The following is a 19,192-nucleotide window of genomic DNA, read 5'->3' as shown; positions in this document are numbered from 1 at the left end:
TCCATCTTTCTCTGATGTAAATTTCGTAAAATTTACATAATACAGTCACGTTCCGCGGTGCGCTTGTCGTTACGCTCCTGTTGCCTTGCCGGCTTTGTTTCGGCTGTCTGAGGAGTTCCTGTCATGCGCTTTTTGAAATCCGCCGCACTCGCGGCTGCCGTTCTTGCCGTTTCCCTGTCTTCTTCCCTGGCCGACACGTTCAAACTGGCCGTTACCGATGTTGAGGGCCTGGAGCGGCTGCAGGTTGAATGGGGGCCGTTCAAGAACGCCCTTGAAAATGCAACAGACCACACCTTCGAGTTTTTCCCGGTTACCAGCAGGACCGCGGCGGCTGAAGCCTTGCGCGCCAAACGCGTCGACTTTGTCGTAACCGGTCCTGCCGAGTACATAGTGATCAACAAACTGACCGAAGCCCGTCCGCTTATCGGTCTTGGCCGCCCGGACTACTTCTGTGCCGTCGTCGTACGAGCCGACAGCGGTTTGACGCGGCCGGCCGATCTCAAGGGCAAGAAGGTGGCCTTCGGTGATATCGGTTCCACCTCGAACATGCTGTGCCCGATGCAGCTGATGGCCGATTATGGCGTCGATCCGGTCAAGGACATCGAGAAGCTGCATACTTCGCGCAACATTGCGCATGAAGCCTTGAAGAAGGGTGATGTTGCCGCCATCGGGATCAATCACAATTCGTGGATTGGCACCCGCAACAAGGATGACAGCGTCCCGAACGGCTTTTTCCGGGTAATCGCCCGTTCCGGCGATCTGCCGAACGACATGATCATGGCCGGAGCCCATGTCGATCCCGCGACAGCGCAGAGCCTGCGTCAGGCGATCCTCGACAACAAGAAATCGATCATCGCCGCGATCCTGCAGCACGAGGAAAACGACAAGTATTCGGGCATGGATCTGGTGGCGATCGAAGATGGTGCCTATGACCTGGTGCGGTCCATGTACACCACCGCCGGTTTCCCGCAATACGACAAGTTCATCGGCGAATAATGGCGCAGCCTCTGCTCCAGTCCGCCGGCGCAATTGCGCCGGCGGTACCAGCCCGACAGCCCGTGACGGAGACGCCGTGTGACCTGAAGGTCGAAGGCCTTTGCAAGACTTTCGGCAAGGACCGGAGTGTGCTGCGCGAAGTTTCCTTTGCCGTGGGCCGTGAGGAAGCGGTTGCCTTGATCGGTTCAAACGGCGCCGGAAAATCGACCGCATTGCGCTGTGCGCTGCGCCTGATCGAGCCGGAAGCCGGTTCGATTGTGTTGTTCGGTGAAGACATATCGACTGCGCGACAGCGCCAGCTCAGGCGGGTTCGCACCGAGGTCGGTTTTGTCTTTCAAAAGCACAACCTGGTGCCTCGTGTTTCGGCATTGACCAACGTAATCCATGGCAACCTTGGCCGCACCGGTGGCATGCGCGGCTGGTCGCAGTTTCTGGCCAAAACGGCATTGCGAGACCGGGCAATGTCTTGCCTCGAAAGGGTAGGGCTCGCGGACCATGCACTGAAACGGGCAGACCAGCTCTCGGGCGGTCAGTCCCAGCGGGTTGCGATCGCCAGAGCCTTGATGCAGCAGCCCAGAATGATCGTCGCGGACGAACCCGTTGCCAGCCTTGATCCGGTTGCCGGCCAGGAAGTGATGGACCTCTTCCGCCAACTCACCCGGGAGGAGGGGATCACGCTCCTGTTCACCTCGCACAACGTGCAGCAGGCGCTCGCCTACTCCGATCGGGTCCTTGCAATCCGGCAGGGGGAAGTCGTTCTGGACGAGAAGAGCAGCAACCTGAGTGTTGCGGATCTGGGGAAGCATTATGGCTGATCTCCTGACATTGAAACGCTCCCGCATGCCGGATCGGTTCGAACGCCCGGGTGCATTTCATTTTGTCGTCTATGTCGCGCTGCTGGCCTTCGTAGTCTGGTCGTTTCAGGGGGCAGGCTGGTCGTTTTCCGCGCTGGTTTCTGGCGGTCCGGCGCTGGTCGACTTCCTGTCGAGGGCCTGGCCGCCTTCGCTGGAAAGGTTGCCGCAACTGTCAAAGGCGTTGCTGGAAACGTTTCAGATGGCGCTCGCGGGCACACTTATCGGCATCGTCCTCAGCCTGCCGTTGGCGATACTGGCCGCGAAAGGCCTGACGCGGCCGTCGATGTTGTCCCGGGCTGTCTATACCTGTGCCCGCTTGCTGGTCGCCCTCTTCAGGACAGTGCCGGATCTGGTTTGGGCATTGGTCTTTGTCATTTCGGTCGGACTTGGCCCATTCGCGGGCACGCTTGCGATCGCCGTCGACACCATCGGTTTTTGCGGACGCTTCTTCGCTGAAGCCATGGAGGATGTGGAGAAAGGACCAACCGAGGCGCTGACAGCGGCCGGTGCAGGGCGTTTCGACACGATCTTCTCTGCAGTGGTACCTGCCGCGATGCCCTCCTTTATCACCACCTCGCTGTTCGCGCTTGAAAAGGCGACACGGTCCTCAGTCGTGCTTGGTCTTGTCGGGGCAGGGGGTATCGGCATCGAACTCAAGGTGGCCATGGACTTTTTCGACTACCAGCTCGCGATGACCATCATCCTGATGATCTTCGTGCTGGTTCTTTGTGTTGAGCGGCTTGGCACAATCGCCCGCAGCCGAATACTGGAAGGATCGTCTCAATGAGCGACACACACACTCTGGAAAAAACCGATACCGCCCATCTCGCGTGGGACAAGCGCTGGCAGACAGAAGAAGGCCGCGCGGATTGGCTGCGTCCGGAGGCGGACGTTGCCGGTCTGATCGAAAGACTTCAGAAGCAGGGGCCGGTGAAGGCCCTGGATCTGGGCTGCGGGGTTGGCCGACATGCGCTTTCCTTTGCCCGCGCCGGGTTCGAGACCCACGCGATGGATCTTTCCGAAGCCGGGCTGGGTGAGCTGAAAAAGAGCGCGGCACTGGAAAGCATGCACATCGCGACGCATCTGGCGCCGATGACGTCGCTGCCCTTTGAGGACGACAGTTTCGACTATGTTCTGTCCTTCAACGTGATCTATCACGGTGATCCGTCGATCGTCCGTACAGCCATTTCGGAGATTGCCCGGGTGTTGAAACCTGGCGGGATCTACCAGGGAACCATGCTGTCAAAGCGCAACGCGAACTTCGGGATCGGGACGGAAATTGCCGCGGACACGTGGGTTCGTGAAGGGGACGACGACAAGGATCACCCGCATTTCTATTGCAATGCGGGTGAACTGGTGTCGCTTTTCGACCGGTTTGAGCTGAGCTACCTGGAAGACAAGGTGCACTCGAAGCCCGGGTCGTGGCACTGGCACATGATCGCGGAACTCAACCGCTGAACGAGCCGGTCTCGGCGGCGGGCGTTACTCGCCCGCCGGTTCCGGCAGCGGTTCGTCCGTCTCCGGATTGAGTGTCTGGTCGGCATCGGCGGTAGGCTGACGGGTAAAGCCCTTGAGGTCCGCAAATTCGCGGGCGTCCCGCTGGATTTCCACCGGGCTGAGGGCATAGCCGGTCGCCAGTTCGGCGAGCGAGCGCAGCGCGTGCATGTGGATGCGCTCATAGCCGTGGCTGGCATCAACACCAAATGTGATCAGCGCCGTGCGCACGTCCGCACCCGCCTCGATGGCGGTTGCCGCATCCGAGCGATAGAAGCGGAAGACATCCTTCTGGAACTTGATGTCGTTGTCCCGGCAGAGTTGGACCATCTTGCGGGTGAGATGATAGTCGAACGGTCCGGTCTGGTCCGCCATGGCGATCGTGACGCCGAATTCGTCCGAATTCTGTCCTGGGGCAGTGGTGCCGTTGTCGATGGCAACCAGCGACGCGATGTCTGGCGTCAGGATGGACTGGGCGCCATGGCCGGTTTCCTCTGCAATCGTGAACAGCCAGAACACGTCGACCGTCGGTTCGATGTCGGATTCCACCAGCGCCTTGATCGCCGCCAGCATCACCGCAACACCTGCCTTGTTGTCGAGGTGGCGGGAAACGATGAAGCCGTTTTCCAGGAACTCCGGCGCCGGGTCTATGGAAACAAAATCGCCGACGTCGATACCAAGCCGGTGCAGGTCGTCTACCGACTTGGAATAGGCGTCTACGCGAAGTTCGACATAGGGCCAGCCGACCGGAAGTTCATCCACGCCGGTGTTGTAGGTGTGCCCCGAAGCCTTCAGCGGCAATATGGTGCCGGTGTAGGCGCCGCTTTCGGAAAAGATCGTCGTTCGGGCTCCTTCCGCAAAGCGGGCGGACCAGTGGCCAATAGAGACCAGCTCCAGACGGCCGTTGTCTTTCAGCGATTTTACCTGAGCCCCAAGCGTATCGAGATGCGATACGAAGGCCCGCGCGGGTCGGCGCGACTTGCCGGACACTCTCGCCCGAACACCGCCACGGCGGGTGATTTCGTAAAATACCCCCAGCGCCTCCAGTTCCTTGGAAACGTGACGGACAATTTCGTCCGTATAGCCCGTCGGGCTGGGGATTTTCAGAAGTTCCTTCAGTCGATCGTTCAAATAGGAAATATCGATATTCAGCAAGGTCATGTTCCGGCCCGGTTCAAGGTCGTCCTGACGGGTTGAGGCACCGACAGGGGAAACAGGAAGTCCACGAAGCGTTCTGCGGTTGGCTGAGGTTCGTGGTTGGCGAGCCCCGGCCGCTCGTTCGCCTCGATAAAGCGGTACTCCGGTTGTCGCGGGTCTTTGACCATCAAGTCAATGCCTGTCACCGGAATTTCAATTGCGCGCGCTGCCTTGATCGCGGCTTCGATCAGGGTGTGATGGGTTTCGCCAGTCACATCATGAATGGTGCCGCCGGTATGAAGGTTGGCCGTACGGCGGACCGGCAAGGTCTTGCCTTCGGGCAGGATATCTTCCAGCTGAAAGCCGTTTGCTGTGAGGCAGCGCAGAACCTCGTCGTCCACTTCGATCCTGGATTCCCCGCCTGTTGCCGCAGACCGGCGGCGGGACTGGATTTCGATCAGTTCTCCAATCGTGGCCTTGCCGTTTCCGGTGACCTCGGCCGGTTTGCGCAGGGCGGTCGCCACTACTTTGTAGTCGATCACGACAAGCCGCAGATCCTGACCGGTCACGAATTCCTCCACCAGAACATCATTGGAGTAGGTACGGGCGACTTCCACCGCAGCCATGACGTCTTCGGTCGTTGTCAGTCCGATGGCGATGCCCTTGCCCTGTTCACCGCGCGCAGGCTTGACCACAACCGAACCGTGCTGCTCCAGAAACGCGGCGATCTCATCAGCGGATCCTGCCAGGATCTGGTCAGGCACATTTACACCGGCCCTTTCGACGATCCGGCGCGTGGTGGCCTTGTCGTCGCAGATGGACATGGCGACGGCGCTGGTGAATTCGCTCAAGGATTCCCGGCAGGCGACCGAGCGGCCACCATAGGACAGGCGGAAGAAGCCGCCTTCCGCGTCGATGATCTCCGCCTGGATACCGCGCCGCCGTGCCTCGTTCACGACAATGGTGGCGTAAGGGTTGAGCTTGTCTTCAACGGCAGGGCCGGCGAACAGAGCCTCGTTGATAGTGTTCTTGCGCTTGATGGTGAAATAGGGAACCCGCTCGAAGCCGAGTTTGTCGTAAAGGCCAATGGCAAGTTCGTTGTCGTGAAGCACCGACAGGTCCATGTGCGGTGCGCCTTTGCCTTTGAAGACCTCCGCCATGCGCCGGACCAGGGCTTCTCCTATGCCCGGAAACCGGGCCTGTGGGGAAACCGCAAGGCACCAGAGCGAACTGCCGAGATCGGCATCATTGGTGGCCCGGCTGTGATCGACGCCCATTGCCGTGCCGACGATGACACCGGTCTCGTCTTCTTCCGCCACGAGTACCGTGATGGTACGCGGATCGAGTTGCGACCAGAAGAACTCCGGCGGCACCGGCACCATGCCACGGGTGAGATAAAGTTCGTTGATCGCCTCCGCATCACTGCGGGAAGACAGGCGCCGTACCGTGAAGCCCTTGCGACGATTGCGCGCCGGCCGGTAGGTCGCAAGATCCAGGCGGAATGTGTGCGAGGGGTCAAGGAACAGCTCCTGCGGGGCCGAGCCAACAAGCACATGCGGATCACGCACATAGAACGCGATGTCGCGTCTGTCCGGTCGCTCGTTGCGCAGGACCTCGACCAATTTCTCTGTTTCGCCATAGGTGTTGGCAAACACCAGCCGTCCCCAGCCGCAATCGATGAACCGGTTCTTCTGGGCTTCCGTCTCGTCCAGCCGGTATTCCGGTTTGAGCCCATGCTGGCGCATGCGCTTCAGGCGGTGGTCAAACGCACCTTTCGGTCGCGAAGGTTCATTCTCGGCCATGTTCAGACCTCCTGTGCCTGCAGCCACATTTCCAGAAGCGCGACCTGCCAAAGCTCGGAACCACGCAAAGGCGTGATGTATTTGGTCGGGTCGGCATACAGTTTCTGCAGGTAAACCTCGTTGAAGAGGCCTCGTTCCCTGGCGGCCTGACTGGAAAGCGTATCGCGTACCATGTCGAGGTAGTCACCCTGGATGTATTTCAGCGCAGGCACCGGGAAATAGCCCTTCGGACGGTCGATGACGGCGCTCGGAATGACCTTGCGCGCAGCTTCCTTCAGGACGCCCTTGCCTTCCTGTGCGAGTTTGAACTCGGCAGGAATGCGTCCGGCGAGCTCGACCAGTTCGTGATCGAGGAACGGAACGCGCGCCTCAAGGCCCCAGGCCATGGAGTGGTTGTCGACACGCTTGACCGGGTCATCCACCAACATGACGTTGGTATCGAGCCGCAGGGCCTTGTCGACCGGATCGGCAGCGCCGGAGCGGGCGAAATGCTCTTCGACGAAGGCAAGGCTTTCATCCCTGGCACAGTGGTAGGCGGGGGAAACAGCCTCTGTCATCTGTGCTTCGGTTCGGTCAAAGAAAGCCGTGGCATAATCGGAAACCGGACTGTTTGAGCCGCTGAGCTTCGGATACCAGTGGTAACCGGCAAAGACTTCGTCGGCCCCCTGGCCGGACTGGACCACGGTGATGTGCTTGGAGACCTCACGCGACAGCAGATAGAAGCCGATATTGTCATAGGAGACCATCGGCTCGGACATCGCCTTGATCGCTCCGGGCAGGTTTTCCTGAAGCTCGGAGGAGGGGATGAAGATCTGCTGGTGATTTGTTCCGTAGTGTTCGGCAATCAGGTCCGAATACTGGAATTCGTCGCCCTTTTCGCCATGGGCCTCTTCAAAGCCGATGGAGAAGGTCGCAAGACCCTTCTGGCCTTCCTCGGCCAGCAGACCGACGATCAGGCTGGAATCGACACCGCCGGACAGGAGAACGCCGACAGGTACGTCGGCCACCATGCGGCGGCGAACGGCTGTGCGCAGGCTTTCCAGGACTTCATCGCGCCAGTCGTCGGCGCTGCGGGAAAGATCTTCCGCCGTCTTTTCAAAACGCGGTTCCCAATAGGTGTATTCGGAAGAGGTGCCATCAGCTTCAAGCGTCCGCACCGTGGCCGCAGGCAGCTTGCGCACGCCGTTCAGGATCGTGCGCGGCGCGGGAACGACAGCGTGCCAGCTCATGTAGTGATGCAGTGCCACCCGGTCGATCGACTTGTCGATGCCACCGCCTGCCAGAAGTGCAGGCAGGGAGGAGGCAAAGGCAAGACGCCCGTTCGCTTCGCTCAGGTAAAGCGGCTTGATGCCGAACCTGTCGCGGGCAAGGTGAATGCGGCCGCTGTCATGCTCGTGAATGGCGATGGCGAACATGCCGTGGAACCTTGAAAAGCAATCCTTGCCCCACTCGGCCCAGGCCTTGAGGATGACCTCGGTGTCGCTGGTGGAGAAGAACGAATAGCCGCGGCCAATCAGGTCGGATCGCAGTTCCTGGTAATTGTAGATGCAGCCGTTGAAGACCAGGGACAGGCCAAGCGCCATGTCGGTCATTGGCTGCGTACCACGTTCGCTTAGGTCAATAATCTTCAGGCGCCTGTGGCCAAAGGCGACCCGGCCGCGCTGCGTTACACCCATACCGTCGGGGCCGCGCGCCGCCATGGCGTCCGCCATCCGGCTGACCCGGACAACGTCTGCCTGACTGCCATTGAAAACCACTTCGCCGCAAATGCCGCACATATTGAAAAAAATCTCCGTTTTGTAACTGGACGTGCACTATATAGAGGTCTAATCATTAGAGTTCAAATTAATAGAGGTGTAATAATGCAGGCGATGCAGGCATCGCAAGTGGTCAAGGCTATCCGGAAGATCGTCCGGGCCATTGACTTGCGCTCCAGAGAAGTATCCAGACTGACCGGGCTCACGATCCCGCAAATCGTTGTTTTGCAAGGGATTCGGGATCTGGGTGAGGTGACGACCAAAGCCCTTTCGGACAACGCTGACCTGAGCTCGGCGACCGTGGTAACCATTCTCGACAAGCTGGAAGAAAAGGGTCTTGTCGAGCGGTACAGATCCGTCTCGGACCGGCGAATCGTCCATGCCAAGCTGACGAAAAGTGGAAAAGAGGTGGCTTCAAACCTGCCTGGCCTTCTGCATGAAGAGTTCGTGCGAAAGTTCGATGATCTGAATGCCGAGGACCGGACGCACCTCGTTTCTTCAATCGAGCAGATTGCCGAAATGATGAACGCGCACAAGCTGGATGCGGCACCCATCCTGATGACGGGAAAGCTCTCGGGGTAAGACACCCGGGCAAGATCAGGCTCGTTTCTTGGATGACCGGTCGGAGTCGTTCATGATGCCGGACGCTTTCAAGGTCGCCCTGAAGCTCTGCAGCTGCGATTGAATGAGGTTTGCCGGTACTGCCGGGGAGCAATAATAACCCTGAAGGCCGTCGCAGTGATGGGTCACTGTCAGCGCGAATTCTCCTGCAGTCTCGGCACCTTCCGCTATCACACGCAAGCCCAGGCTGCGTCCAAGCCGAACGATCGCCTCAAACAGCTGTTCGCGTTGCGGGTGCGTATCCGCCCCGGAAATGAAGGCTCGGTCGATCTTCAGCTCCTGGAATGGCAACCGGTGCAGATAATTCAGGGAAGAGTAACCCGAGCCGAAATCGTCCAGGGAAAGCTGGACACCAATCTGCTGAAGTTCTGAAAGGATGTTCAGAACCAGCTGTTCCCTGGTGTCGACAAAGACGTTTTCCGTCACTTCAAGACACAGGTAGCTTGCAGGCAGACCATAGTCGTTCAGGGTCTGGCGAACTGTGTCGGCAAAATTGGACTGGCGGAATTGAAGCGGTGATACGTTGATGGAAACCTGGCCGAATTCGAAACCGGCCTGCCGCCACTCTGCAGCCTGCTTGCACGCCGATTCCAGAACGTATTGGCCAAGGTCCAGGATAAGGCCGGTCTTTTCCGCAATCGGAATGAACTCTCCCGGCGGGATGAGGCCACGTTTTTCGTGTGGCCAGCGGAGCAGGGCTTCCAGGCCAATGAGACGGCCGTCGGCAGGGCAAACCTGGGGCTGATAATGCAGTACGAGCTGGCGGGCCTGAAGTGCGGCCCGCAGCAGCGTTTCCGTGAGCATTTCACTCTGGACGCGGTCGTTCAGGGGCGGAGAGAAGAATTCGTATCGTGCGCCTGCGTTCCGCTTTGCTGCCCGCAAGGCAAGTCCTGCCATACGGTGAGCCGTTTCCGCGTCCTCTGCATCTTGCGGCAAAAGGGCTATGCCGATGCTTGGTTCCACACGGATTTCGCCTTCTTCCAGCTGGAAGGGAACGGACAGCATGTCGATTGCCTGCACCGCGTAGTCTTCTGCAATCGCACCCTTGCTGTCAAAGGGCAGGAGAATGCAGAAATCGTCTGCCGAAATTCGAGCAATCTGCGCGCTCGGGCCGAAGATATTTGCAAGACGTGCGTAGGCCTGTAACAGGACCCGGTTACCTACCTGCTGGCCGAAGGTGTCGTTCACCTTGGCAAAGCCATTGAAATCCAGATGGATCAGTGAGGCCGAATAGGTGCCGGACCTTGCCCGTTGCAAGGCTTCGCTCAGATCCGAGAAGTATCTGGCACGGTTGCCTGCGGTGGTCACAGGGTCCGTATAGGCAAGCTTGTGAAGCTTGTCCTGCAGGTCGGTGACCCTCTCCAGACCATGCGCCAGATCACCGATCTCGTCCCGCCGGTCCGTGAAGGGAATGCGTTTTGGCTGGGTGCCGGTGGCCAGTTCATCCGCTGTCTTTGCCAGGCGGCGCAATGGCCGCAATTCGAAACGCAGGAACAATCCACCCACAAGAATGACAGCAAACAGGATGACAATGGCTGCAGAGGCCATGCGTGTCTTCAGTCGGTTTTCTGCCAATGTCAGGTCGTCTGTCCAGCCGACGTCAACAGCGATTGCACCGACAAGCTTACCGCCATCGGTGACAATCGGCGTCAGATAGGCGAGGCGGAACCTGCCCTGGACCGGAACATTGCCCGCATATGGCTGGCCTGCAGAAAGACTGGCAAATGCGGGATGGCCTTCACTGATGGAAAAAGCCGGCGGGGGCTCACCCTTGGGATGGCTGAAGGTGGTGGCGAAGCGGTCGAAGGATCTGGTCTCGCTCGACCAGCTGAACAAATTCGCCGCGCCCTGATTGGTCTTGCCTATGGTTTCGATCAAGCCGTCCAGCTTTTCGCTTGGCTGGAGCAATTCTTTGGCGGAAGCTTCGGAAACGCGAATAACGATCGGCTCTCCACTATCGGCGAAAACCGGTTTGAAACTTTCATTCGTGCCGTAATGCAGCATTGAAGCAGCGGCACGTGCAGCCCGGTCCAGCCTGATGGTGGCATTTTCCTGAGTGCTTCTGGACAAATCGAGATAGGCAAGCCCTGAGACCAGCCCGATGCTGCAAAGCACCATCACCACCAGGGTGAGGCTGATCCTGAATACAAGCGAATGTAGTCCGAGCCGTTCTATTGCACCAAATCCTTGTCAATTTCACGTATAGGAAGCTGGATTGGCAATTAGCACGTAAAAGTAATTCTTATTCGCTACGAAATCCTGAACAGGGCTAAAAAAATTGGCAGTTTCCCTCGCCGTTCCTGCGGAACGTGCCCGTGCACAGATGCCAATCAACTTCGCCAGGCGGTTCCAAAATGGAAGGACAAGCTCTATTGGCGGTGTGAGACATGCCTTTTGTTGACCGAGACCCGGATGGTCATCCCCGTCATCTTCCGGGGAACGCGCGCCAAAGCCATTGGAAAATCGGCAGAAAGGCGTTAGGACGAGTGGTTGGTGCGGCAATTCGCGGATCGGCCGACCGACACAGCGTTTTTCGGGAAGACTGATACTTGATTTCTCTCAGACCAGTTTTGAATGTTCTCGGATTTCTGTATGTCGGCCTGGCAACTGCCATGCTCATTCCCGCTATCGTGGACGTTGCCCAGAAGAATGCCGATTGGCAGGCCTTTGTCTTCTCCGCACTTCTGACCGGCATGATCGGCATGCTGTTGTCTCTTGCTGTCGGCGGATCGCTACGCGAGGGACTGGACACACGGCAGACCTTCGTTCTCACGACGCTTGCCTGGACGACCTTGCCGGCCTTCGGTGCGCTGCCGTTCCTGTGGCTTGGCATCGGCTACGCGGATGCGGTGTTCGAGGCGGTTTCCGGATTCACCACCACGGGATCCACCGTTCTGACCGGCATCGACAGTCTGCCGCCGGGCCTTCTGGTCTGGCGGTCGCTGATGCAGTGGATGGGCGGCGTCGGTATCATCGTTATGGCCATCGTGCTGCTGCCGTTCCTGAGGATCGGCGGTATGCAGCTTTTCCAGAGCGAGAACTCCGATCGGTCCGAGAAGATTGTCAGCCGGTCGGTTGAACTGATCCGGCTGATCGGCCTTGCCTACCTGTTCCTGACATTCCTGTGCATCGTCGCCTATCTGGTCACGGGGATTGAGCTGTTCGATGCCTTCAATCACGCCCTGACCACGATCGCGACGGGCGGTTTTTCCACCCATGATCAATCCTTCGGCTATTTCACCAATCCGGCCTCGGGTTGGGTTGCTATCGTTTTCATGATCATCGGTGCCTTGCCGTTCGTGCTGATCGTCCAGGCCTTGCGCGGTCATCCGCTGCAGCTCTGGCGAGATCCGCAGGTGAGGGCGTTGCTGGGGTTTCTGGCTGTCGTGGCTTTGACGCTGACCGTCTATCTCGGCCTCAACATGCACTTTCCCTTCGATGAAGCGCTGTTGAGGGCCACCTTCAACGTGGTTTCCATCGTGACGGGAACCGGATATGCGCTGGGCGACTATTCGCAATGGGGCGCGCCGGTCGTCGGGATCGCGCTGCTGTTGATGTTCGTTGGGGGGTGTACCGGTTCAACGACAGGCGGCATCAAGATTTTCCGCTTCCTGGTCTTCTTCGGTACTGTCCGCGCGCATCTGCGCCGCATGGTGCGGCCGCACCGGATCATGTCGGAAGAGTACGGCGGGACAAGACTGACACCTGAACTGTCCTTCTCGGTTCTGGCCTTCCTTGTTGTCTACATGGGGTCGGTGGGCATCATCACCGTTGCCTTGTCCTTCTTCGATCTGGATCTGGTTACCGCCATTTCCGCCGCGGCAACATCCGTGGGCAACGTCGGTCCGGGCCTGGGGCCGGTCATCGGCCCGGCAGGGCATTTTGCTCCGCTGCCGGATGGCGCCAAGTGGCTGTTGTCCTTTGCCATGCTGGTTGGCCGCCTTGAGCTGTTCACAATCCTGGTTCTTCTTGATCCGGATTTCTGGTCAAAGTGACCTTTAAGCTCACCTGAACGAACGGGGCCGTCCGGCCCTGATCTGCACGAGAGAGATCTGCCATGAAGTTTTCCGCGCCCCTTGTCAGTGGCCGTCTGGTCAAGCGCTACAAGCGTTTCCTTGCCGATGTTCTTCTGGACGACAATGGCGGTGCGATCACGGCCCATTGCGCCAACCCGGGCTCGATGCTCGGCTTGAAGGAGCCGGGATCTCGTGTCTGGCTGTCGGCTTCGGACAACCCGAAACGCAAGCTCAAGTATTCCTGGGAAGTGATCGAGGCCGACGGGGCTCTGGTCGGCATCAACACGGCGCATCCCAACAAGCTGGTGGAAGAAGCGTTGGAGGCAGGGCGAATTGCCGGACTTACAGGCTATCAGACGCTGCGCCGTGAAGTGAAATACGGCAAGAACTCACGTATCGACATTCTGCTGGAAGGTGCAGACGGCGCGAAGACCTACGTAGAAGTGAAGAATGTCCATCTGATGCGTGAAGCAGGACTTGCTGAATTTCCGGACAGTGTCACTGCTCGCGGCGCCAAGCATCTTGTGGAACTGGGCGACATGGTGGCCGAGGGGCACCGCGCGGCAATGGTGTTTCTGGTCCAGCGGCCCGATTGCAGCCGGATGAGCCTTGCGGACGACATCGACCCTGCCTATGCCGCTGCCTTTGCCGAGGCCAGACGCGCCGGAGTGGAAGCCTTTGCAATCGGCTGCGATGTCCGGCTGGACGGCATTGATGCAGTCAAGCCGGTCGAAATCATCGCCTGAGCGAAGCCAAGCCAAACCAAGCCAAGTCAAGCCAAATTGGGCGGCAGCTGTTACGCCTGCCGCACGACAATCGGCGTGCCGTTTGGCACACGGTTATAAAGATCGATAATGTCCTGCTGGAGCAGGCGCACGCAGCCGGACGACACGGCCTTGCCAATGGACAAGGTTTCCGACGTGCCGTGCAGGCGGTAGAGCGTGTCGCGATTGCCTTCAAAAATATAAAGTGCTCGCGCACCCAGCGGGTTGTCGAGACCCGGCGGCATGCCGTTCCTGTATTTCTCCAGTTCTGGCTGACGGTCGATCATTTCAGCCGGCGGCGTCCACTTGGGCCAGGCAGCCTTGCGTGCGATGCGTGCACGGCCACCCCAGGCGAATCCTTCCCGGCCGATGCCGACGCCATACCGCATTGCCTGACCGCCCTCCATGGTCAGGTAGAGAAACCGGTTGGGCGTATCGACGATGATCGTGCCCGCAGGTTCGGGAGCGGCATAGGTGACCAGTTGGCGGTAGTAGACCGGATCGATCTTCGACAGATCCACTGCCGGTATAGGGTAGGGCTCTTCCGGCATTGCCCGGTACATCTGAAGGTACTCGGGCGAGATGCGCACAGCTCTTCCCAGACCATCGGCTGGGTAGCCAGGTCCTGCAAGTTGTCCGGTTCTTTGGCTGGATGCGCAACCAGTCACAAGAGCGGCAGCAGCGGAGGCGAGGAACAAACGTCTGTTGAGCATTCCGTTTTCCGAAATAGGCTTTCGTAGCGTGTAACGACCATGTTTTCGGAGAGGAAACGCATGACAGGCGACAAAGTTCTAATTTGCCGAATTTTTGTTTCGGCGAGCCGAGAGATCTGGGCGGAATGACTTGACGGCAGACGCAAAAAGACCGGCCAAACGCCATGTCTGACCGGTCGATTGTCGATTTACAAACAGGGTTCCAGCCGAAACGTGGCAGGACCTTCAAGAGTTCGCGAAGTCTGGATCAGCCCGCGGTTTCTTTCGAAAGCGGCGGCTGGAACTGCCAGCCCATGTCCCAAGGGAAATAGATCCAGGTGTCCTGCGATACTTCGGTGATGAAGGTATCGACCATGGGCACGCCAACCGGCTTTGCGTAAACTGTCGCGTAGTGTGCCTTCGGCAGCATTTCACGAACCACTTTCAGGGTCTTGCCGGTGTCGACCAGATCGTCGATCACCAGAACACCGCTGCCTTCACCGTCTTCCAGGTCGATGACCTTCGGGTCGATCGGCTTGATGACCTTGAGCGAACCCTGACTGTCGTAGTCGTGATAGGACGCAATGCAGACGGTTTCGATGGTGCGGATGCCAAGCTCACGCGCAACGATCCCGGCCGGTACCAGTCCGCCACGGGTGATGCAGACGATCGCCTTCCATTCGCCTTCGCTAGAAAGGCGCCAGGCAAGTGCGCGGGAATCTCTGTGAAACATGTCCCAGGAAACGGGGAATGCTTTGTCTTGGGCTGGGTTTTCCATTTCTAGTCCTTCAGATTATCCCGACAGGTCGGCGACAGCTTCCGCGACATCCCTGACCGCGGCCATCAGTATCGCCTCGTCCCGCGAGCGGATCACGATTTGTGTGGTGAACTTGCCGTCCGTCGCTCTCGGATAAGAGCCAATCAAGGTTTGCGGATGCGCGTCCTGAATGGCAGCGAGGCGCTCGGCGATGCGGCTTTCAGGCATGTCTGCGGCAACGGTTTCCGACAGCATCTTCTTGCCAGTCTTCAGCGAAGGCGCAAGCGCGTCCATCATCGCCTGCATGATCGACGGCACGCCTGCCATCACGTGGACGTTCTCGATCCGGAAGCCCGGTGCCTTCGAAACCTTGTTTTCGATGAGGTCTGCGCCTTCGGGGATTCGTGCCATCCGCTGGCGAGCCGGAGTGAATTGTCCTGGCGGGTAGTGGGGTTCCATGATTGCGACAGCGCGCGGATCAAGGTTCAGTGCAACACCAAAGGCGTCGGCGATGCTTTCGGCCGTGATGTCGTCGTGTGTCGGGCCAATGCCGCCGGACGTGAACACGTAGTCGTAGCGCGCCCGCAGCGCATTGACGGCACCGATGATTTCCGGCTTTTCGTCCGGAACAATGCGCACTTCCTTCAGGTCAATGCCAAGCGCAGTCAGGTAGTCGGCGAGGAAGCCGATGTTCTTGTCCTTCGTGCGGCCGGACAGGATCTCATCCCCGATGACCAGAAACGCAGCGGTTACAACGTCATCTGCCCTCTGACCGGTCATCTTCACACTCCCTGACACATGGATGGGGATTGGCTTTATCCCAGCTTGACGCCGGGCTCAAGCGAAAGCGGGTCTATTGCCCGGGGGTCCAGCCATAAATATCGTCGAACCTGGCAGCCAGACTGGTTGGTTTCGACAGGCGCAAAACGGTGTCGCGGGCGAAGGCCATCGCGCCACCGTAGTGGAATGTACGGGCATTTCTGAAAGAAATACCCTGAATGTGCTGTACCCGTTGTTTGCGTTGCCGCTCAAACGCCCTGAAGGCAGCGGGAATGTTTTCGACGTCCTGTGGCATGTGCTCAGCCAGGATCGCTGCGTCCTCGATGGACATTGCCGCCCCCTGCGCCATGAACGGCAGCATCGCATGGGCGGCATCACCGATCAGCGCAATATTGCCATGGGTCCAGGGGCCTCCAGCGTCCACGCTGCACAGGGCCCATTTCAACCAGGCGTCAGGGATCGTGAGAAGATTGCGAACTTCCGTTGGCCAATCCCGAAAAATCTTCAGAAGGGTTTCCTTGTTGGCCTTTGCAGACCAGGTCTCGTCCTCCCAGGCCTCTTCGACCAGCCCGACGATGTTCAGTTCCCGACCGCCACGAACCGGGTAATGCACCAGATGGGCGCTCTTGTGGAACCAGAGGCCGGCATCGTGGCGCCAGCGCTCGGGCACCGCATCGATCGGGACCGTGGCCCTGTAGGCGACCTGGCCGCTGTAATGAGCGTCTTCATGTCCGGGAATGAGCCGCCTGGTCCTGGACCAGACCCCATCAGCGCCAACGAGAGCCCTGCAATGAAGATTTCCCGAGATCTCATCGTCCTGGAACACGCAGGTCAGGTGCTCGTAGGGCGAGGATTCCAGATCGATAACTTCGCTTGAAAGGCGGAGGGAGATACCGTCACTGGCCTGGACTTTCTCCAGAAGCACGCGCTGGAGATCTGCCCGGTGGATTTCCCAGAAAGGATAGCCGTGTCGCTCCTTAAGGAAGGTACCCATGGTCACTCTGGCGAGCTCTTCACCAGATTTTGCCGAGAAAATTTTTACGAAGTCCGGGGCGTAGGCATGTGGGGTGAGGTCTTCCAGCAAGCCAAGCTGATCGAGCACCGAGCAGGCGTTGGGAGAGAGCTGAAGGCCGGCGCCAACTTCCGAAAGTTGTCGAGCCCTGTCCATGAGAACAATTTCATGCCCTTGAGCATGCAGGCAAAGGGCGGCCGTTAGACCGCCAATCCCTGCGCCGGCAATAATGATCGGAAGACCGGTCTCACCATTCGTGCTCATGGACAGACCAATAAGTTACGCCGCTACAGGCGTCCAGGTGCAGTCTGAAGGCGAGGATTCGGTTGCCTGCAGTGTCTTGTCGAACTTGTAGAGCGTGGAGCAATAGGGGCAGACCACTTCGTTCTCACTACCCATGTCGAGGAAGACATGGGGATGATCAAACGGAGGATTTGCGCCGATGCACATGAATTCCCGTGCGCCGATCGCCACCGAATCGTGTCCGCTGGAGTTCTGGAAATGCGGGACGACATGATCCGCCATGTTGAAATTCCTCTGTCTCTAAAGGTTTGGACCCCGATAGCAAATTTTCCGGACCATATCCATTTGTAAAATATATGGGTAGACCCGGAATGTGCGATCCACAACCGCAGCAAGGCTCCACCTGGAGCCGGAAATGGGCTTTACCTTCGCTGCCTAAACCCCTTACTCTACCGTGAAATTGTGTTTTCCGTTTACGTAAGGGTTAATGTCTTAGATGCCTCAGTTCGAGTTCGATGGTGTTAGGATCGCCTATGAGGATAAAGGTGAGGGGGACCCTATCCTGCTGATCCACGGGTTTGCGTCCAACAAGCAGGTGAACTGGCAGTATCCCGGTTGGGTTGATTTGCTGGTCGGCGACGGCAGGCGCGTGATTACCATCGACAATCGCGGCCACGGTGACAGTCAGAAGTTCTACGACCCGGCAGCTTATGGTGCACCGGTGATGGCGGAGGATGCCAAACGCCTGCTCGATTATCTTGATATCGAGCGTGCCGATGTCATGGGCTACTCGATGGGGGCAAGAATCTCTGCATTCCTGACCCTCAACCACCCGGGCAAGGTGCGCCGTGCGATCTTCAGCGGCCTGGGCTACGGCATGATTTCCGGCATCGGAGATCCGGAGCCGATTGCGACAGCCCTTGAGACCGACCGCATCCAGGACATTTCCGATCGCACCGGACGTGCCTTCAGGGCCTTTGCGGAGCAGACAGGGTCCGATCGCCGGGCACTGGCGGCCTGCATGCGCTCCTCGCGGCAGAAAATCAGCGAGGAAGACGTCGCGCGCATCGAACGCCCGGTGTTGATTGCCGTCGGTACGAAGGACGATATCGCCGGGTCACCGCACAAGCTGGCGGCCTTGATTCCGCATGCGGAAGTTCTGGAGATCCCTGGCCGAGATCACATGGTTGCCGTGGGCGACAAGGTGCACAAGCAGGGCGTTCTGGCGTTCCTGAACAACATTGAAGCGTAAGGCCTGACGCAGCCGGAGGCGCAAGCCGCGCTGTGGTGTGCTGATCGGGTATCGAGGGAGGTTGCATGGGTCCGAAGCGTGTTGAATTCCAGGGCGCGGAAAAGAACGGTCTGGTGGCGGATCGCTACGGGGTAGGGGACCTGCCTGTGATCATGCTCCACGGCGGCGGCCAGACCCGGCATTCCTGGGACGGTGCTGCACGCAGGATCGCGGATCTCGGGCACCCGGTCTATTCACTGGACCAGCGTGGACATGGCGAAAGCGACTGGGTTGCCTCGGGAAACTATGCATTCGACGATTTCGCCAGGGATCTCGTGGCTGTCACCAGTCAGGTTGAGGCCTTGCACAAGGCGAACCCGGTTGTCGTTGGTGCGTCGCTTGGCGGCTTTGCCGGTATGCTGGCGGAGGGACAGGAAAACAGGGGCGGTCTTTCCGCGCTGGTTCTGGTGGACATCACGCCACGGATTGACATGGGTGGTGTCGCCAAGATCCTGGGCTTCATGGGAGACAGGGTCGATGACGGCTTTGCCGATGTGGAGGAGGCCGCTGATGCGATCGCCCGCTATCTGCCAAACCGCTCGCGGCCCAAGGACCTTTCCGGCCTCTCAAAGAACCTTCGCCTCCATGCAGATGGCCGCTACCGCTGGCATTGGGACCCGGCTTTCCTGAAGTCAAAGCATCATCAGGACGAAGACAGGGCGGTGGAGTCGCAAGAGCGCATGCTGGCTGCGGCGGGCAATCTTTCCGTGCCTGTTCTCCTGATCCGGGGGCAGAACTCCGAATTGGTGTCCATGGACCATGTTCGCGAGTTCCAGGCGCTGGTGCCTCACTCGAAATTCACCGATATCCGTGATGCCGGACACATGGTTGCCGGTGATCGCAACGACGTTTTTGCCGGGGCGGTAGAGGACTTCCTGATCGCACTCAAAACCGATGCCGCGATGGCCTGAGGCAGGTTTGCCGACAAGTCGTTGCGACGCTTTCGGGTGTTCGCTGTGAAGTGAAAACGGGAGTC

Annotated in this window: 18 protein-coding genes; 9 read left to right on the top strand and 9 right to left on the bottom strand. The window is 58.9% G+C overall.

Annotated features, from left to right (window positions below; all coding sequences use genetic code 11):
• The first annotated feature begins 123 nt into the window (after positions 1-123).
• The 4 genes from HCG46_RS00260 to HCG46_RS00245 all read left to right on the top strand — a co-directional run bounded on the left by HCG46_RS00260 (position 124) and on the right by HCG46_RS00245 (position 3,308).
• Positions 124-996, top strand: a complete 873-nt coding sequence (locus HCG46_RS00260; protein WP_023001055.1) for a PhnD/SsuA/transferrin family substrate-binding protein — start codon at positions 124-126, stop codon at positions 994-996.
• Positions 997-1,058: 62 nt separating this feature from the next.
• Entirely contained in the window at positions 1,059-1,811 is a 753-nt protein-coding gene (phnC, locus tag HCG46_RS00255) for a phosphonate ABC transporter ATP-binding protein (RefSeq protein ID WP_209009244.1), read from the top strand.
• Positions 1,804-2,637, top strand: coding sequence for a phosphonate ABC transporter, permease protein PhnE (gene phnE / locus HCG46_RS00250; protein WP_168683997.1), 834 nt, complete (start codon positions 1,804-1,806; stop codon positions 2,635-2,637). The genes phnC and phnE overlap by 8 nt, the downstream gene beginning before the upstream one ends.
• Positions 2,634-3,308: a class I SAM-dependent methyltransferase gene (locus tag HCG46_RS00245; protein WP_168683995.1), complete on the top strand. Its 675-nt coding sequence runs from the start codon at positions 2,634-2,636 to the stop codon at positions 3,306-3,308. The genes phnE and HCG46_RS00245 overlap by 4 nt, the downstream gene beginning before the upstream one ends.
• Positions 3,309-3,332: 24 nt before the next feature.
• On the opposite strand, the gene HCG46_RS00240 is transcribed toward HCG46_RS00245, so the two are convergent.
• The 3 genes from HCG46_RS00240 to HCG46_RS00230 are packed head-to-tail and all read right to left on the bottom strand — an operon-like array spanning position 3,333 to position 8,061.
• Positions 3,333-4,505: an osmoprotectant NAGGN system M42 family peptidase gene (locus tag HCG46_RS00240; RefSeq protein ID WP_055654850.1), complete on the bottom strand. Its 1,173-nt coding sequence runs from the start codon at positions 4,503-4,505 to the stop codon at positions 3,333-3,335.
• Entirely contained in the window at positions 4,502-6,283 is a 1,782-nt protein-coding gene (gene ngg, locus HCG46_RS00235) for an N-acetylglutaminylglutamine synthetase (RefSeq protein WP_031269302.1), read from the bottom strand. Before ngg ends, HCG46_RS00240 begins: the two co-directional genes overlap by 4 nt.
• Before the next feature lie 2 nt (positions 6,284-6,285).
• Positions 6,286-8,061, bottom strand: a complete 1,776-nt coding sequence (locus HCG46_RS00230) for an N-acetylglutaminylglutamine amidotransferase (RefSeq protein ID WP_168683993.1) — start codon at positions 8,059-8,061, stop codon at positions 6,286-6,288.
• A gap of 84 nt (positions 8,062-8,145) precedes the next feature.
• Here HCG46_RS00230 and HCG46_RS00225 point away from each other — a divergent pair, with 84 nt between their 5' ends.
• On the top strand, positions 8,146-8,622 hold the full coding sequence (locus HCG46_RS00225; RefSeq protein ID WP_023001062.1) for a MarR family transcriptional regulator: 477 nt from the start codon (positions 8,146-8,148) through the stop codon (positions 8,620-8,622).
• Between the two features lie 15 nt (positions 8,623-8,637).
• Here the strand turns inward: HCG46_RS00225 and HCG46_RS00220 are convergent, their stop codons facing one another.
• A complete protein-coding gene (locus tag HCG46_RS00220; RefSeq protein WP_168685510.1) occupies positions 8,638-10,779 on the bottom strand; it encodes an EAL domain-containing protein in 2,142 nt (713 codons plus the stop codon).
• 452 nt (positions 10,780-11,231) lie between these two features.
• Between HCG46_RS00220 and HCG46_RS00215 the strand changes: the two genes are divergently transcribed.
• Both HCG46_RS00215 and sfsA read left to right on the top strand, forming a co-directional pair.
• Positions 11,232-12,656 (top strand): TrkH family potassium uptake protein, encoded by a 1,425-nt coding sequence (locus HCG46_RS00215; protein ID WP_023001064.1) that lies wholly within the window; start codon positions 11,232-11,234, stop codon positions 12,654-12,656.
• 62 nt (positions 12,657-12,718) lie between these two features.
• Positions 12,719-13,423, top strand: a complete 705-nt coding sequence (gene sfsA / locus HCG46_RS00210; protein WP_062488489.1) for a DNA/RNA nuclease SfsA — start codon at positions 12,719-12,721, stop codon at positions 13,421-13,423.
• Between the two features lie 50 nt (positions 13,424-13,473).
• Here the strand turns inward: sfsA and HCG46_RS00205 are convergent, their stop codons facing one another.
• The 5 genes from HCG46_RS00205 to HCG46_RS00185 form a co-directional block, all read right to left on the bottom strand.
• Positions 13,474-14,154 (bottom strand): L,D-transpeptidase, encoded by a 681-nt coding sequence (locus HCG46_RS00205; RefSeq protein WP_075282450.1) that lies wholly within the window; start codon positions 14,152-14,154, stop codon positions 13,474-13,476.
• Positions 14,155-14,401: 247 nt separating this feature from the next.
• Positions 14,402-14,911 (bottom strand): xanthine phosphoribosyltransferase, encoded by a 510-nt coding sequence (gene gpt, locus HCG46_RS00200; RefSeq protein ID WP_023001067.1) that lies wholly within the window; start codon positions 14,909-14,911, stop codon positions 14,402-14,404.
• 15 nt (positions 14,912-14,926) lie between these two features.
• Positions 14,927-15,670 (bottom strand): molybdopterin-binding protein, encoded by a 744-nt coding sequence (locus tag HCG46_RS00195; protein WP_023001068.1) that lies wholly within the window; start codon positions 15,668-15,670, stop codon positions 14,927-14,929.
• Positions 15,671-15,743: 73 nt separating this feature from the next.
• Positions 15,744-16,946 carry an FAD-dependent monooxygenase gene (locus tag HCG46_RS00190; RefSeq protein ID WP_168683991.1) on the bottom strand — a complete coding sequence of 401 codons (1,203 nt, stop codon included), beginning with the start codon at positions 16,944-16,946 and terminating at the stop codon, positions 15,744-15,746.
• Positions 16,947-16,961: 15 nt separating this feature from the next.
• Positions 16,962-17,207, bottom strand: a complete 246-nt coding sequence (locus HCG46_RS00185; RefSeq protein ID WP_023001070.1) for a zinc-finger domain-containing protein — start codon at positions 17,205-17,207, stop codon at positions 16,962-16,964.
• A 214-nt stretch (positions 17,208-17,421) separates the two neighbouring features.
• On the opposite strand from HCG46_RS00185, the gene HCG46_RS00180 reads away from it, so the two are divergent.
• Positions 17,422-18,177, top strand: coding sequence for an alpha/beta hydrolase (locus HCG46_RS00180; RefSeq protein ID WP_168683989.1), 756 nt, complete (start codon positions 17,422-17,424; stop codon positions 18,175-18,177).
• A gap of 65 nt (positions 18,178-18,242) precedes the next feature.
• On the top strand, positions 18,243-19,127 hold the full coding sequence (locus HCG46_RS00175; protein ID WP_055654838.1) for an alpha/beta hydrolase: 885 nt from the start codon (positions 18,243-18,245) through the stop codon (positions 19,125-19,127).
• The last annotated feature ends 65 nt before the right edge of the window (positions 19,128-19,192 follow it).

Origin of the sequence: Labrenzia sp. PO1, assembly GCF_012273635.1 — a bacterium.
GTDB lineage: Bacteria > Pseudomonadota > Alphaproteobacteria > Rhizobiales > Stappiaceae > Roseibium > Roseibium algicola.
Note: the sequence above shows the minus strand (reverse complement) of the source record. Positions and strands in the feature narration are given on the sequence as shown.